Origin of the sequence: Streptomyces sp. NPDC014676, assembly GCF_043084105.1 — a bacterium.
GTDB lineage: Bacteria > Actinomycetota > Actinomycetes > Streptomycetales > Streptomycetaceae > Streptomyces.
Map to the genome: position 1 here is coordinate 23994 of NZ_JBIBZI010000029.1, position 15465 is coordinate 39458.

General features: G+C 74.3%; 14 protein-coding genes. 3 read left to right on the forward strand and 11 right to left on the reverse strand.

The window, feature by feature from the left end:
- Positions 1–146 precede the first annotated feature (146 nt).
- A complete protein-coding gene (locus tag ACF1DX_RS38100) occupies positions 147–1103 on the reverse strand; it encodes an LLM class F420-dependent oxidoreductase (RefSeq protein ID WP_391795735.1) in 957 nt (318 codons plus the stop codon).
- Positions 1104–1177: 74 nt separating this feature from the next.
- Between ACF1DX_RS38100 and ACF1DX_RS38105 the strand changes: the two genes are divergently transcribed.
- A complete protein-coding gene (locus ACF1DX_RS38105; protein ID WP_391795725.1) occupies positions 1178–2809 on the forward strand; it encodes a PucR family transcriptional regulator in 1632 nt (543 codons plus the stop codon).
- Between the two features lie 98 nt (positions 2810–2907).
- Here ACF1DX_RS38105 and ACF1DX_RS38110 read toward each other — a convergent pair whose 3' ends face one another.
- The 5 genes from ACF1DX_RS38110 to ACF1DX_RS38130 form a co-directional block, all read right to left on the reverse strand.
- Entirely contained in the window at positions 2908–4026 is a 1119-nt protein-coding gene (locus ACF1DX_RS38110) for a glycosyltransferase family 4 protein (RefSeq protein ID WP_391795726.1), read from the reverse strand.
- Positions 4027–4213: 187 nt separating this feature from the next.
- Entirely contained in the window at positions 4214–5932 is a 1719-nt protein-coding gene (gene recN / locus ACF1DX_RS38115; RefSeq protein ID WP_391795736.1) for a DNA repair protein RecN, read from the reverse strand.
- 165 nt (positions 5933–6097) lie between these two features.
- Positions 6098–7003: an NAD kinase gene (locus ACF1DX_RS38120; RefSeq protein WP_030866925.1), complete on the reverse strand. Its 906-nt coding sequence runs from the start codon at positions 7001–7003 to the stop codon at positions 6098–6100.
- Entirely contained in the window at positions 7000–7815 is an 816-nt protein-coding gene (locus ACF1DX_RS38125) for a TlyA family RNA methyltransferase (RefSeq protein WP_030866923.1), read from the reverse strand. Before ACF1DX_RS38125 ends, ACF1DX_RS38120 begins: the two co-directional genes overlap by 4 nt.
- A 7-nt stretch (positions 7816–7822) precedes the next feature.
- A complete protein-coding gene (locus tag ACF1DX_RS38130) occupies positions 7823–8098 on the reverse strand; it encodes a hypothetical protein (protein ID WP_391795727.1) in 276 nt (91 codons plus the stop codon).
- Positions 8099–8140: 42 nt separating this feature from the next.
- On the opposite strand from ACF1DX_RS38130, the gene ACF1DX_RS38135 reads away from it, so the two are divergent.
- The gene (locus ACF1DX_RS38135; RefSeq protein ID WP_391795728.1) at positions 8141–8488 is read left to right on the forward strand and encodes a sterol-binding protein; all 348 of its coding nucleotides are present in this window, start codon (positions 8141–8143) and stop codon (positions 8486–8488) included.
- On the opposite strand, the gene ACF1DX_RS38140 is transcribed toward ACF1DX_RS38135, so the two are convergent.
- The 4 genes from ACF1DX_RS38140 to ACF1DX_RS38155 form a co-directional block, all read right to left on the reverse strand.
- The gene (locus tag ACF1DX_RS38140) at positions 8472–9347 is read right to left on the reverse strand and encodes an ABC transporter ATP-binding protein (RefSeq protein ID WP_391795729.1); all 876 of its coding nucleotides are present in this window, start codon (positions 9345–9347) and stop codon (positions 8472–8474) included. The genes ACF1DX_RS38135 and ACF1DX_RS38140 overlap by 17 nt on opposite strands.
- Positions 9344–10381: a FecCD family ABC transporter permease gene (locus ACF1DX_RS38145; protein WP_391795730.1), complete on the reverse strand. Its 1038-nt coding sequence runs from the start codon at positions 10379–10381 to the stop codon at positions 9344–9346. Before ACF1DX_RS38145 ends, ACF1DX_RS38140 begins: the two co-directional genes overlap by 4 nt.
- Positions 10378–11421, reverse strand: coding sequence for a FecCD family ABC transporter permease (locus tag ACF1DX_RS38150; protein ID WP_391795731.1), 1044 nt, complete (start codon positions 11419–11421; stop codon positions 10378–10380). Before ACF1DX_RS38150 ends, ACF1DX_RS38145 begins: the two co-directional genes overlap by 4 nt.
- A 233-nt stretch (positions 11422–11654) precedes the next feature.
- Positions 11655–12683, reverse strand: coding sequence for an HAD hydrolase-like protein (locus ACF1DX_RS38155; RefSeq protein WP_391795732.1), 1029 nt, complete (start codon positions 12681–12683; stop codon positions 11655–11657).
- Positions 12684–12755: 72 nt separating this feature from the next.
- Here ACF1DX_RS38155 and ACF1DX_RS38160 point away from each other — a divergent pair, with 72 nt between their 5' ends.
- Positions 12756–14063: a DUF1015 domain-containing protein gene (locus tag ACF1DX_RS38160; protein ID WP_391795733.1), complete on the forward strand. Its 1308-nt coding sequence runs from the start codon at positions 12756–12758 to the stop codon at positions 14061–14063.
- Between the two features lie 58 nt (positions 14064–14121).
- Here ACF1DX_RS38160 and ACF1DX_RS38165 read toward each other — a convergent pair whose 3' ends face one another.
- Entirely contained in the window at positions 14122–14856 is a 735-nt protein-coding gene (locus ACF1DX_RS38165; protein WP_391795737.1) for a tetratricopeptide repeat protein, read from the reverse strand.
- Positions 14857–15465: the final 609 nt, after the last annotated feature.

Consider the following 15465-nt stretch of genomic DNA (forward strand, 5'->3'; position numbering starts at 1 on the left):
GGACCGGCCGGCAGCCGTCACCGCCCGGCCCGGCACCGCGCACACCCGAGCGACGGCGCCTTGCGGCCGGCCCGAGCGGGCGACGGGAGTGCCCCTTCGGGGTGCGTGTCCGGGCCCGCGCCCCGGCCCGGACCGGGCAACACCCCCTAGCCCGGCGCGAGCGCCGTCAGGGTGCGTTCCCCGTCGGGGTCACCCGCCGTGGCCGGGACCAGGGCGATCTCGTCCAGCCCTGCCGCCGCGTAGGCGTCCATGCGGGCCCGTACGGTGCCGGGGGTGCCGATCAGGCCGACCGTGGCCGCGGCCTCGACCGGCAGGGCCCGTAGCAGCGTGTCGGCGTCGGCACCCGTACGGGCCAGGTCGACGGCCTCGCCGAAGCCCGCCGCCGCGAACATCTCGCGGTAGCCGGGCACGGTGAGGTAACCGACGACGCTGCGCAGGATCTGGGTGAGTGAGGCGGGGTCGGGGTCGACGGCGGCGGGCACCCAGGCGGCCAGCCTCGGCGGGGTGCGGCCGGCCCGCTCGGCCGCGCCGAGCATCTTGGCGCGCAGGACGCGGACCTGTTCCGGGGAGACCACGTCGAGGAGCATCCGGTCGGCGTGCGCGGCGGCCGCGGCGATCGCCCGGTCGCCGAACGCGGCCACCGTGAGCGGGCCGCCGGGCGGCTGCTGCCGGCGCCGGAACCCGCTGCCGGGCACGACCGGCTCGCCGGGCTTCCCGTGCAGCAGCACCCGCAGGGCGGCGGCCGTCTCCTCCAGCACGGCCGCGGGGCGGACCCTGGGCCGGTCGTGCACGCCCTCGACGACCCGCTTGCTGGACGTGCCCAGCGCCACCCCCACCGGGCGTCCGGTGACCGCCGCCGTCGAGGCGGCGCCCCGCGCGAGGCTGTACGCGTCGCGCACCGACACCGCCACCGGACCGGCGGTCAGGGCGACCCTGCCGGTGGCCCGGCCGACCGCCGTGGCCAGCACGAACGCGTCCCAGGTCGGCCCCTCGCCGAGCCACACCTCGCCGTATCCGAGCCGGTCGGCGAGCGCCGCCACCCGCAACGGCTCGTCGACGGGCCTGTCGTCCTCACGCGCCGCGGCGACCACACCGATCTCCATGGTCACGCCCTACCCCTTCGACGTCATGCGAACCCCGGCTGTCCGGGCGGCATCCGCGCAGGTAGCGTCCCCGTATGGAGAGCGGATACGACACCCGGGGCGCCGGGATCACCGTGCGGCGGACGCTGGAGCTGCCCGGGCTGCGCGGTGGACTGCCGGAGGTCGTGGCGGGCGCCGACCGGCTGGGGCGCACGGTGCGCTGGGTGCACGCCGGCGAGGTGCCCCACATCGCCTCGCTGCTCAAGGGCGGCGAGCTGCTGCTGACCACCGGGTACGGGCTCGGCACCCGCCCCGCCGACCAGCGGGCGTTCGTGCGCACGCTGGCCGAACGGGGCATCGCGGCCCTCGTCGTCGAGCTGGGCCCGCGCTTCCCCCGGCTGCCCGCCGCCCTCGTCGACTCGGCCAGGTCGGCGGGGCTGCCACTGGTCCAGCTGCACCGCGAGGTGCCGTTCGTGGCGGTCACCGAGGAGATCCACACCGAGATCGTCAACGGGCACTACGCGCTGCTGCAACGCGCGGAGGAGGTGCACCGCCGGTGCACCGGGGCGCTGCTGGGCGGCGGTGGGATCCCGCGGGTGCTGGAGATCCTCGCCGGGTTCACCGGCAACCCGGTGTTCCTGGAGACGACCGACGGCCGGCTGCTGTACGCGGCCGGCGAGGGACCCGAGGGCACGGACCCGCTCCAGGTGTGGGAAGGGCTGCGCGACCGGCACCGGGACGACCCGCCGGCCGGCTCGGCGCTCGTGGACGTGCCCGGCGGCGGCCCCGGCAGCGGCGGCGTACGGGCGCGGCTGGTGCTGCTTCCGGTGCGCAGCGCGCCGGAACCGGTGCACCGCATGGCGGCCGAGCGGGCGGCCGGCCTGCTCGCCGTGGTGCTGATGCAGGCGCGTCAGGAGGAGGAACTGGCGGCGCGGGGGCGCGGGGACTTCCTCACCGACCTCGCCGAGGGCCGGGTCGGCGCGGCGGACGCGCCCGCGCAGGCGCGCGTGCTGGGCTTCAGGCCGGGCTCCGGACCGCTGCTGCCGGTGGTGATGCGGCTCGGCGACGCGCTGTCCCCGCAGGGTGGCGGCTGGGCGGTGCTGGCCCGCGCGGTGGGCGAGGAACTGGCCTCGCTGGGGGTTCCCGTCCTGCTGGGCGTGCGGCCGGTGGAGGGACGGGTGCCGCTGCTGCTGGGCCTGCGCGCGGAGGCCGAACGGCCGGCGGTCGCGGACCGGGTGGCGGCGGCGCTGCGGGCGGGCGTGGAGCGGGCGGGGATGCTGCGGCCCGGGGGCCGGCCGCCCGTCGTGGTGGTCGGGCCGGCCGGCGACTGGGCGGCGGCGTCCACGGGACTGCGGCACGCGGCGGAGACGGCGACGGCGGCGCAGGGGCTGCCGGACCGCCCTTGGTACGACGCCCGGCGGCTGGACATCGACCTGCTGCTGTGGCGGCTGCGTGACCACCCGGACCTGGCGGACTTCGTGGACCGCGCGATCGGTCCGGTGCTGGACCACGACCGCCGTTCCAAGCCGCCGCTGCTGCCCACCCTGGAGAGCTACCTGGCGCACGCCGGACGCAAGGCGGAGACGGCCCGCGAACTCCACCTGAACCGGCAGACGCTCTACAACAGGCTGGCCCGCATCGGCGAGTTGCTGGCCACCGACCTCGACGACCCGCACACGGTCCTGGCCCTGGGCCTGGCCCTCCGCGCCCGACGGCACGTGCCCTGAACCCGGAGGCCCCCGGAACGGCCCGCATCGGCCAACTGCCGGCCACCACCCCCGACACCCCGCGCACACCCCCGGCCCCGAACCCGGAGGCCGCCGCCTCAGAGCGGTCTGATCTGTGTCAACTCGTCGTACACGCTCAGCACTTGGGAGATCGTCTGGTCCTCGGTCGGCCAGGTGGCGGCCTGCCGTACCCCGCGTTCCCTGAGCAGTTCCCGGCGGTCGGGATCGTCCAGCAGCCGTACGACGGCGTCCGCAAGCGCCCGCGCGTTGTCGTACGGGACGAGTTCGGCGGCGTCGCCGACGAGTTCGGGGATGCCGCCCACCTCGGTCGCGACGAGCGGCACGCGCGCGTGGAGGGCCTCCTGGGCGAGCGGGGAACGCGACTCCCAACGGCTCGGCAGCAGCGCGATGTCGGCGGCGGCCAGCAGATCGGTGATGTCGTCGCGCCGGCCGATGAGCCGGACCGGCAGTTCCTCCTCCTCGATGCGGCGCTGGAGTTCGCCGCGCAGCGGCCCCTCCCCGGCGAGCACCACCAGCGGTACCGGGTCGAGGCGCCGCCACGCGTGTGCGGCGTCCAGCAGGACGTCGTAGCCCCGGTGCCGTTCGAGGGAGCCGACGGCGATGAGCAACGGGCGGCCGACGGCGCCGAGTTCGGCCCGGATCTTGGGCCGCAGCCGGTCGGGGTCGTCCGGCACCGGGGAGGAACGGGGCCCGGGGAGGGACACGGCGGCCAGCCGGGCGTCCCGCGCGCCCGCGCGGCGCGCCCGGTCGACGAGGGCGGAGGTCGTCCCGAGCACCACGGCGGCCGCCTTGACGACCCGCCGCTCCAGCACGCGCAGGAAGTGGGCGCGCGGGCCGTCGGCGTGCGCCCGGTCGTGCCAGGTGACGACGAGCGGGGTACGCCGTCCGCTCAGGGCGAGCACGGTGCGGAAGGAGGCGTGCAGTCCGTGCGCGTGGACCAGGTCGGCGCCCGTGCAGGCGGCCCGGAGCGCGGCCACCGACCCCGGATCGCTGCTGCGCGGCACGTGCACGTGGTCGGCGCCGACGCCGGTGAAGTCGTAGGTGTGATCCGCCTCGGCGGGGGCGCACACCGTGACCCGCACGCCCCTCGCGACGAGCCCCGCGGCCAGCGAGCGCACATGGGCGCTGCTGGCGGCGTTGCCACCGCCCAGCACCTGCACGGTGCGCAGCGGTGAGTGGCTGCTCACGGGGGTCACGTGGCCGGGCTCCTGGTTCGGTTCGTGCAGTCCCGAAGAACGTACGGAAGGATCGGGCGATGTCCTCGCCATGCTCCGTCAAGGATGCCAGGCCGTACGGCCGTCCCGGCAACGCCGACGTCACGGGCCCGAGTCCGCGCGGAACAACATGTCACCCACACGAGTGACGGAACCTCACCCTCCCCGGCTACACGTCCGCCCGGGCCGTCGCCAGCAACTCCTCCGCGTGGGCCCGGGCCGTTTCGGAGTCCTCCTGGCCGGCGAGCATGCGGGAGAGTTCGCGGATGCGGTCCTCGCCTTCGAGCACCTTCACGCCGGACCGGGTGACCGAGCCGTCGTTGGTCTTCTCCACCAGCAGTTGCCGGTCGGCGAACGCGGCCACCTGCGGCAGGTGCGTGACGACCACGACCTGCGCGGTCTTCGCCAGCTTCGCGAGCCGCCGGCCGATCTCGACCGCCGCCTTGCCGCCGACACCGGCGTCGACCTCGTCGAAGAGGTACGTCGGCACGGGGTCCGTACCCGCGAACACCACCTCCACGGCCAGCATCACGCGCGACAGCTCACCACCCGACGCGCCCTTGGCGATGGGCCGGGGCGGCGCTCCGGGATGCGGGGCGAGCAGCAGCTCCACCTCGTCCACGCCCGACGGCCCGTAGGCCACCGTGCGCCCGTCCACCTCGACGCCCTCCGGGTCCTCGGTCTGCCGGATGTCGAACGACACGCGCGCGTGCGGCATGGCCAGCGAGGCCAGCTCGGCGGTGACCGCCGACGCGAACCGCTGCGCCGCCTCCGTCCGCGCGTCCGTCAGCTCCTGCGCCAGGACGCCCAGCTCCGCGCGGAGCGCGTCCCGCTCGGCGGTCAGCTCCCCGATCCGCTCGTCGTCGCCGTCCAGTTCGGTCAGCCGCGCGGCGCCCTGCTCGGCCCACGCCAGCACCGACGCGATGTCCTCGCCGTACTTCCGGGTCAGCGCGGTGAGCGCGGCCCGCCGCTCCTCCACCGCCGCCAGCCGCAGCGGATCGGCGTCCAGGTCGTCGGCGTACCCCGCCAGCTCCCCGGCCACGTCCCGCAGCAGGATGCCGACCTCCCCGATCCGGTCGGTCAGCGCGGCCAGCGCCGGATCGTGCGCCCGTACGGCCTCCAGGGCCCGCTGGGCGCCCGCGACGAGCGTCCCGGCGTCCACGCCCTCGGGGTCCTCCGGATTGCCCGCGAGCGCGGCGTGCGCGAGGGCCGCGGCGGACGCCAGCGCCTCGGCGTGCCCGAGCCGCTCGGCCTCCTCCGCCAGCTCCACGTCCTCGCCCGCGCGGGGCTCCACGGCGGCGATCTCCTCCAGCCCGAAGCGCAGCAGGTCGGCCTCCTGGGCCCGCTCACGCGCGCGCGTGGTGATCTGTTCCAGCTCCGTGGTCACGGCCCGCAGCCGCTTGTACGCCTCGCCGTACTTGCCGAGCGGCACGGCGACCGCGTACCCGGCGTACCGGTCGAGCGCCTGCCGCTGCCGGGACAGCTTCAGCAGCCCCTGCTGGTCGGTCTGCCCGTGCACGGCCACCAGCTCGTCGGCGAGCTCGGCGAGCAGCCCCACGGGCACGCTCCGCCCGCCCAGGTGCGCCCGTGACCGCCCCTCGGCGGAGACGGTACGGCTGACCAGCAGCGTCCCGTCGTCCAGCTCGGCCCCGGCCTCCTCGGCCCGTACGACGGCCGCGGCGCCCTCGGGCACGGCGATCCGTCCCTCGACCACCGCGTTCTTCGCGCCGATCCGCACCAGGGCCGCATCCGCCCGTCCACCCAGCAGCAGGCCCAGGCTGGTGACCACCATGGTCTTGCCCGCACCCGTCTCACCGGTGACGGCGGTGAAGCCGGGCGACAGCTCGACAACAGCGTCGTCGATGACCCCGAGCGACCGTATCCGCATCTCCTCAAGCACGCACACGACCTTACGAGGTCCGAGCCGAGGAGTGCGACCGCCCCACCCTTGTCACCCAGGGGAGCGGATCTCGCTCAGGGGCGCGGGGAACTGCGCGAACGGCCACAAACGACCCGCACCCGCCGACGCTCCGGAACCACCCCATCGGGAGGGCTAATGAGGCGCCCCGCGCCACCCGGACACGGGCAAAGCGAACTTCGCGACCAACCGGTCGGTGAACGAGGCATGGTGCAACCGGGCCAACCGCACCGGCACGGCCCCCCGCCGCACCTCCACCCGCGCCCCGACCGGCAGCTCGACGGTCCGCCGCCCGTCGCACCACAGCACCCCCGGAGGGACGTGCGGCAGCATCTCCACCGCCAGCACCGAGTCCGGCGAGGTCACCAGTGGCTTGGCGAACAGCGCGTGCGCCGAGATCGGCACCATCAGCAGCGCCTCGACCTCCGGCCACACCACGGGCCCGCCGGCGGAGAAGGCGTACGCGGTGGACCCGGTCGGGGTCGCGCAGACGATCCCGTCGCAGCCGAACCCGGTGACCGGCCGCCCGTCGATCTCCAGGACGACCTCCAGCATCCGCTCGGCGGACACCTTCTGCACGGCCGCCTCGTTCAGCGCCCAGTCGGTGTGCACGATGTCGCCGTTGCGGTGCACCACGACGTCGACGGTCATCCGCTCCTCGACCTCGTACGCCCGGCTCACCACCCGGTCGACGACCTTGTCCAGGTCGTCCCGCTCGGCCTCGGCGAGGAACCCGACCCGCCCGAGGTTGACGCCCAGCATGGGCACCCCGGAGGCGCGGGCGAACTCGGCGCCGCGCAGCAGCGTGCCGTCACCGCCCAGCACGATCAGCAGCTCGCAGTCGTCCAGGCACTGCGGGGTGGCCTCCTTGACGGTCTGCACGTCGTCCGGGAGCGGCAGGTCGCGGGCCTCGTCCTCCAGGACCCGTACTCCGAGACCGGAGCGCAGCAGCCCTTTGACCACGAGTTCGGCGCTGCGGATGGCCGCGGGCCGCCCGGTGTGGGCCAGCAGGAAAACAGTACGAGCTCGGTTCTGTGTCAACGCGGCCCCTCCGCCACAGCACGGTCAACGTCGGCCGGGTCCAGTTCCGGAGCCCCGGCCCGCAGCCACAGGAAGTATTCGACATTCCCGGAGGGTCCGGGCAGCGGACTCGCCGTCACGCCCTTCGCTCCGAGCCCCAGCTCCCAGGCCTTCGCGGCCACCCCCCGCACGGCCTCGGCACGCAACTGCGGGCTGCGGACGACTCCGCCGCTGCCCAGCCGCTCCTTGCCCACCTCGAACTGCGGCTTCACCATCATCACCAGGTCGGCGTCCGGCTTCACGCACCTTTTCAGGGCGGGCAGCACCAGTCCGAGCGGGATGAAGGACAGATCCCCCACGACAAGATCCACAGGCTCCCCATCGATGACCTCGAGCGTCAACTCCCGTACGTTCGTACGGTCCTTGACGGTGACGCGTTCATCGTTGCGCAGACTCCAGGCGAGTTGTCCGTATCCGACGTCCACGGCGACCACGTGCGCGGCCCCGGCCCGCAGCAGGACGTCGGTGAAGCCACCGGTGGAGGCGCCGGCGTCGAGCGCCCGCCGCCCCTCGACGGCCAGCCCCAGCGGCACGAAGGCGTCGAGGGCGCCGGCCAGCTTGTGGCCGCCGCGCGAGACGTAGTCCGGGTCGCCCGCGTCCTCGGTGACGACGATCGCGGCGGCGGTCTCCACCTGTGTGGCGGGCTTGGTCGCGACCGTCCTGCCGACGCTGACCCGCCCGGCGGCGATCAGCTGGCTGGCGTGCTCACGCGAGCGCGCGAGCTTACGGCGGACCAGCTCCGCGTCGAGACGGCGGCGTGCGACTCCTGCCACGTTCGGTTCAGCTCCTGTGTTCGTGTGCCGGTGAGGGCCCCGGAGGTCCCGGGCGGGCGTCGAGCGCGGTGAGCGCGTCGCGCAGCCCCCGGTGTACATCCTCGTACACCTCGGCGTGGCCGTCCGTGGCGAGGTGGTCGGCGTCGGCCAGCCGCGCCACGCGGGCGTCGATGCCGGGGTGCCCGGTGGGGGTGCGCGGCACGTCCAGGGGCGCGGGGGCGGCGGGGCCGTCGTCCTGGGGCGGCGCCTGCTCGGGCTCCGGCTCCGGCACTGCGTCGTTCATGCCCTGACGCTACCGCGAACGGCTGCGGTACCGTCGTCCGCGATGGCCACGATCGAGGAGTGCCGTACCGCACTCGACAAGTTCTCGGACAGCATGGCGAGCGCCGAGGGGGACGTCCGCGCGGCCCTGGCGATGGACCGTTCGGTCAGCTGCCACATCACCGATCTGGACGTGACCTTCGCCGGCCGGCTCACCGGCGGCCGGATCGAGGTGCACGAGACGTTCCCCGGCCCGCCGCGCGAGAGGGCGCAGATACGGCTCGCCATGACGGGCGACGACCTGCTGGCCCTGGTCGACGGCGAACTGCACTTCGCCAGGGCCTGGGGTTCGGGCCGGGTACGGCTCGAGGCGGGGCTGCGCGACCTGTTCCACCTCAGGAAGCTTCTGTAGCGCCCACCTTCCGCGCCGTGTCCTTCGCCCGCGCGGTACGGGCCGCCGGCACCACCAGCGGGGTGCCCGTCTCGGGATCGTCGATGACCTGGCAGCGCAGCCCGAAGACCTCCTCGACCAGACCGGCGGTGACGATGTCCTTCGGGGCGCCCTGGGCGATGACCTTCCCCCCGCGCAAGGCGATGAGGTGGGTGGCGTACCGGGCCGCGTGGTTGAGGTCGTGCAGCACGGCGACGAGGGTGCGCCCCTGCTCCTCGTGCAGGTCCGCGCAGAGGTCGAGCACGTCGATCTGGTGCTGGATGTCGAGGAACGTGGTCGGCTCGTCGAGCAGCAGCAGCGGGGTCTGCTGGGCCAGCGCCATGGCGATCCACACGCGCTGGCGCTGACCGCCGGAGAGCTCGTCGACGTAGCGCTCCGCCAGCTCGGCGACGCCGGTGCGGGCCATCGACTCCTGGACGACGCGCTCGTCCTCGGCGGACCACTGGCGCAGCAGGCCCTGGTGCGGATAGCGGCCGCGGCCCACCAGGTCGCCGACGGTGATGCCGTCGGGCGCGATGGACGACTGGGGCAGCAGGCCCAGGGTGCGGGCGACCTTCTTGGCCGGCATCGACTGGATGACCTGCCCGTCGAGCAGCACGCGCCCCTCGCTCGGCTTGAGCATCCGCGACAGTGCCCGCAGCAGCGTCGACTTGCCGCAGGCGTTGGGTCCGACGATCACGGTGAAGGAGTTGTCCGGTATCTCCACCGACAGCTGTTCGGCGATGACCCGCTGGTCGTAGGCCAGGGTGACGTTCTCGGCGGACAGTCGGTTCACGGTGCTCCTTCGGTGGTTCGTCCCGCTGCTGGTGGTGGCGCTCATATCCGGCCCGCCCTGCGCTCGGTGACCAGCAGCCACAGCAGGTAGACACCGCCGAGCACGCCGGTGACCACGCCCACGGGCAACTGCTCGGCGCCGAACGCCCGCTGCGACACCCAGTCGGCGGTGACCAGGAGGGCGGCGCCCATGCACAGCGACGCGGCCAGGTTGGGGCCGGGCGAGCGGGTCAGCCGCCGGGCGAGCTGGGGCGCGGTGAGCGCGACGAAGCTGACCGGTCCGGCGGCGGCGGTCGCGGACGCGGTGAGCAGGACGGCCGACAGCATCAGCAGCAGCCGTACGCGCTCCACGCGCACGCCGAGGGCGTACGAGACGTCGTCGCCCATCTCCAGCATCCGCAGGCCGCGCGCGTTGGCCAGGACCAGCGGCACGAGGACGGCGCACAGGGCGAGCAGCGGCCAGACCTGGTCCCAGTCCCGGCCGTCGAGGGACCCGGTCATCCAGACGACCGCGCGGGCCGCGTCGACGATGTCGGACTTGGTGAGCAGATAGCCGTTGACCGCCGTGACGATCGCCGAGACGCCGATGCCGACCAGGACCAGCCGGTACCCGTGCACGCCCCGCTTCCAGGCGAGCGCGTAGATGGCGAACCCGGTCACCAGTCCGCCGGCGAGCGCGCCGAGGGCGACCTGGCCCGCGGTCCCGGAGAACAGCACGATCACCGTGAGGGCGCCGGCCGTCGCTCCCTGTCCGAGACCGAGCACGTCCGGGCTGCCCAGCGGATTGCGGGAGACGGACTGGAACAGCGCGCCGCCGAGCCCGAGGGAGGCGCCGACGAGCAGCCCGACCAGGACCCGGGGCAGCCGCAGTTCGTTGACGATGAACTCCTGGCCGGGGTTCCCCTCGCCGACGAGCGTCCTGAGCACGTCGGCGGCGGGGATGGGGAAGTCGCCGGTGCCGATCAGCACCACGCTCGCGGTGAGCGCCGCGAGCAGCAGCAGGACGACGACGGTGAGGGCGCGCACGTCCAGCCGGACCGAGAGGCCGCCGGGAGTCCGCACCGCGCGGTTGGTCTTCACAGCTGGGCCGTCCTCCGCCGTCGTACGAGAAAGATGAAGACCGGGCCGCCGAGGATCGCGGTGACGATGCCGACCTGGAGTTCGGCGGGCCGGGCCACGATCCGGCCGATGACGTCGGCGCCGAGCAGCAGCACGGGCGACAGGACCGCGGCGTACGGCATGATCCAGCGCAGGTCGGGTCCGGTGAAGGAGCGCACGATGTGCGGCACCATCAGGCCGACGAAGACGATCGGCCCGCAGGCGGCGGTCGCGGCCCCGCACAGCACGGTCGCGGCGAGCATGGACAGCGTGCGGGTGCGGTTGAGGTTGGCGCCGAGCGCCTTGGCGGTGTCGTCGCCCATGGCCATGGCGTTGAGCGGCCGGGCGAGCGCCAGCGCCAGGAGGGAGCCGGCGAGCAGGAACGGCAGCACCTGGGTGACGGTCGAGTCGGTCCCCGAGGCCAGCGAACCCACCGTCCAGAAACGCATCCTGCCGAGCGCCGCGTCGTCGAGGATCATGACGGCCTGGAGATAGCCGTACAGCGCCGCGCTGATGGCCGTACCGGCGAGCACCAGCCGCACCGGTGTCGCGCCCCGGCTGCCGCCGAGGAACCACACCAGCGCGCCGACGGCCGCCGCGCCGAAGAAGGCGAACCACACGTATCCGGACAGCGAGGTGACGCCGAAGAAGGTGATGGCGGTGACGACGGCGGCGGACGCGCCCGCGTTGATGCCGAGCAGTCCGGGATCGGCCAGCGGGTTGCGGGTGAGGGCCTGAAGGACCGATCCCGCCAGGCCGAGCGCGGCGCCCGCGAGCACTCCGAGGACCGTTCGTGACAGTCTGTCGGCCACGACGACGTCGCCGTAGGTGCCCGAGTCCTCGAACAGGCCGTGCCAGACCTGCTCCAGGGACAGCTCCTTCGCCCCGATCGCGATGCTCGCCAGCGCGACGAGCACCAGGATCACGACGGAGAGGAGCAGCCCGAGGACGCGTATCGCCCGGCGGTTCGGGGGCGCGGGGGCGGTCTCCGCGCGCTGTTCGGGGGGACTCTCGACCAACACGCGGTTAGGTTAGCCTACCCTCCCAATCGATCACGATTCCGAGGCCCGGCCCCCAGGTGAATGCTGTGGGCGCATCCGCCCGGCGGCCGCCGGTACCTGCCGCGCGGACGACGAGGAAAGCGATTCCGCAGGCAGCACGGCGCATACGCGGTGCGTCGCCTGGAGAATCGCTCCCCCCTCGGTGTCCTGCGACGGGATTCGCCCACAGCATCCCCAGGAGGGGGACAGGGCTCTCACAGCCCCAGCCGGGCCAGCGCCTTCCCGCCGTCCAGCTCGCACGCGCCGTCCCCGGCCGCCGTCCACGCCGCCGCGCACAGCGCGCGCAGCCCGTCCAGCGCGCCGCCGTCGCCCTCCAGCTCCAGCTCCCCGGCCCCGGCCGTCGCCGTCCAGCCACCGCACCGGAACCCGTCGCCCGCCCCGACGACCTCCGGCTGCCCGGTGAGCATCCCGCGCAGATCGGCGTCGACATACGTCGGCCGGTGCCGCGGCGGCGCGGCGAGCAGCCGCGCGCCGTCCGTCACACCGGTCAGCACCAGCAGCGAGTCCACCTCGCCGTTGAACGCGCCCTCGATGTCCGTGTCCAGCCGGTCTCCCACCACCAACGGCCGCTCCGCGCCCGTCCGCAGGATCGTCTCCCGGTGCATCGGCGGCAGCGGCTTGCCCGCGACCTGCGGCTCGGCACCCGTGGCGATCCGTACGACCTCCACCGCCGCGCCGTTGCCCGGGGCGATGCCCCGGCCGCTGGGAATCGTCAGGTCGGTGTTGGACGCGAACCACGGCAACCCGCGCGCCACGGCGTACGACGCCTCCGCGAACCTCCCCCACGTCAGCTCGGGCCCGCCGTACCCCTGGACGACCGCCACGGGGTCGTCGTCCGCCGACTCCACCGGCACGAGCCCGCGCTCACGCAGCGCCACCCGTAGCCCCTCGCCGCCGATCACCAGCACCCGGGCACCCTGCGGCACCTGCTCGGCGACCAGCCGCGCGACCGCCTGCGCGGAGGTGATGACGTCACCGGCCTCCGCCGGTATCCCCAACTCGGTCAGATGGGCGGCCACGGCGTCCGGGGTGCGCAGGGCGTTGTTGGTCACGTAGGCGAGACGCATACCGCCCTCGCGGGCCGTGGCCAGCGACTCGACCGCGTGGACGATCGCGCTCCCGCCCGCGTACACCACACCGTCGAGGTCGAGCAGCGCCGTGTCGTACGCCTCGCTCAGGGCCCGCCCACTGCCCTCGGGCCTCGTCCTGACGCTCCGGCTCATTCCGCATCGCTCCTCGTTCGACGGCTTTCCCCCGATCATCCCCCATGCCACCGGCACCCGTACGATGCCGGGATGAACACTGCAGGTCACTCGACGGCAAAGGCGCCCCGAGGCCTGGAACTCACCCCGTTCCGAGGCCTTCGTTACGACCCCGACCGGGTCGGCAGCCTGGCCGCCGTGACATCCCCGCCGTACGACGTCGTCGTCCGCCCCGACGGCCTGCACCACCTCCAGTCCGCCGACCCGCACAACATCGTCCGGCTGATCCTCCCCGAGGCCGGCACGCCCGAGGCGCGCAACGCCCAGGCCGCCGACACACTGCGCCGCTGGCGCGCGGAGGGGATCCTGACCCCCGACCCGGAACCGGGCCTGTACGTCTACGAGCAGCGCGACGGCGAGGGCCTGGTGCAGCGCGGCATCATCGGCGCGCTGCGCGTCTCCGACCCCGGCGAACGGCTGGTCCTGCCGCACGAGGACGTCATGCCGCACATCGTCGCCGACCGCGCGGACCTGATGCGGGCCACCTCCGCCAACCTCGAACCGCTGCTGCTCACCTACCGGAGCGAGGGGGGTGACGGAGGCGACGGCTCGGCGGCCGCCACGGCCGCCCTGATCGAGCGCACGGCCGGACAGCGCCCCCTGCTGGCGACCACCACGGAGGACGGTTTCCACCACCGCCTGTGGTCCGTCACCGACCCCGCCGACCTGGCCGCGGTCCAGGAGGAACTCGCCGGTCACCAGGCCCTCGTCGCCGACGGCCACCACCGCTGGGCGACCTACCGCCGTCTCCGCGCGGAGCATCCTTCCCCCGGCCCCTGGGACCACGGCCTGGTGCTCCTGGTCGACACGGCCCGCTATCCCCTGCAGGTGCGCGCCATCCACCGGCTGCTGCACGGCCTGCCGGTCTCGGACGCCTTGGCCGCCCTCGACGGCCTGTTCCGCGTACGCCGTCTCGACGTGCCGCTCGCCGAGGCGATGGACGCGCTGGGCGAGGCCGCCTCGGCGGGCAACGCCTTCCTCCTCGCCGGGGACGGCGCCTTCCATCTCGTCGACCAGCCGGATCCGGGGCTGCTGGCCCGCACCGTCCCGGCCGACCGCCCGGCGGCCTGGCGCGCCCTGGACGCGACGGTCCTGCACGCCACGCTCCTCGACCACGTCTGGCACGTCCCCGACTCCCCCGCCCACATCGCGTACATCCACGACACGGCGGCCACGGTCGAGAAGGCGGAACGCGACGGCGGAACGGCCGTCCTGCTGCACCTCGTGCGCGAGGACGTCGTCCGCGACCTCGCCCGTCAGGGCGTCACGATGCCGCGCAAGTCGACGTCGTTCGGCCCGAAACCGGCGTCGGGCCTGGTCCTGCGCGCGCTCGACCTATGACGAAGGGGCGGGTCTCCGCGGAGACCCGCCCCTTCCTGTCCGTTCCGTGCCTCGGACGTCAGTCCTTGTCGTCCTCGTTCACGGTGCCGCCGGTCTCGTCCTCGGCCTGGTCCTCGTCGAGGGCGTCCATGAACTCCACGCCGTCCAGCTCGGCCAGCCGGTCGGAGGCGTCCGTGCTGCCGTCCCGGTCGGCTTCCACGGCCTTGGCGAACCACTCCCGTGCCTCGTCGCTCCGGCCGGCGGCGTGCAGCGCGTCGGCGTAGGCGTAGCGCAGCCGCGCGGTCCACGGCTGGACCGAGTTGGACGCCAGCTCGGAGCTCTGCAGCGTCACGATCGCCGCGTCCAACTGCCCCATGTCACGCCGGGCGCCGGCCGCGACGAGCCGCATCTCGACCTGCCCGGCCTTGTCCAGCTTCTGCACCTCGGGCGCACCGGCCATGTCCAGCGCCTTCTCCGGCCGGCCGAGCCCACGCTCGCAGTCGGCCATGAGGGGCCACAGCTCCACGGTCCCGGTCATCCGCCGCGCGGCCCGGAACTCGGCGAGCGCCTCGGCGTACTTCTGGTTCGCGTAGGCGGCGAACCCGGCGGCCTCCCGTACGGCGGCGACGCGCGACGCCAGCCGCAGGGCCACCCTGGAGTAGCCGTACGCGCCCTCGGGGTCCTCGTCGATCAGCCGGGCGACCATCACCAGGTTCTTGGCGACGTCCTCCGCGAGCGTCTTGGGCAGGCTCTGCAGCTCCTGCCGTACGTCCTTGTCGATCTCCTCGCCGGTGACGTCCTCGGGGATCGGCAGCCGCTTGATCGGCTCGCGGTCACGGTCACGGTCACGGTCCTCACGGAAACGCCCGCCACCGTGCCGGTCGTCCCGGCCGCGGAACCCCCCGGGCCGCCCGCCTCGGTCGTCACGCCGAGGCCCACGTCCGCCACGGTCGTCCCGGCCGCGGAAGCCCCCACGGTCACCGCCCCGGCTGTCCTCACGCCGGCCGAAACCGCCACGCTCACCGCGGTTGTCGTCACGACGGAACCCACCGCGGTCACCGCGGTCGTCACGGCGGAACGCGGGGCGGTCACCACCCCGGTCCTCGCTCCGGTCGTCGCGACGGTAGGAGGGGCGGTCGTCCCTCCGGTCGTCACGGCGGAACGCGGGACGGTCACCGCGGTCGTCACGACGCGGCCCACGGTCACGGTCGTCCCTACGCCCGAACCCGCCACCACGATTGTCGTCACGGTGGCTGTCACGCCGGTCGTCCCGTCGATCGTCCCGTCGGTCGTCACGACGGAAGGACGAGCGGTCATCACGGTCGTCGCGACGGAAGGAGGGGCGGTCACCGCCCCGGTCGTCGCGACGGAAGGAGGGACGGTCGTCCCTCCGGTCGTCACGGCGGAACGCGGGACGGTCACC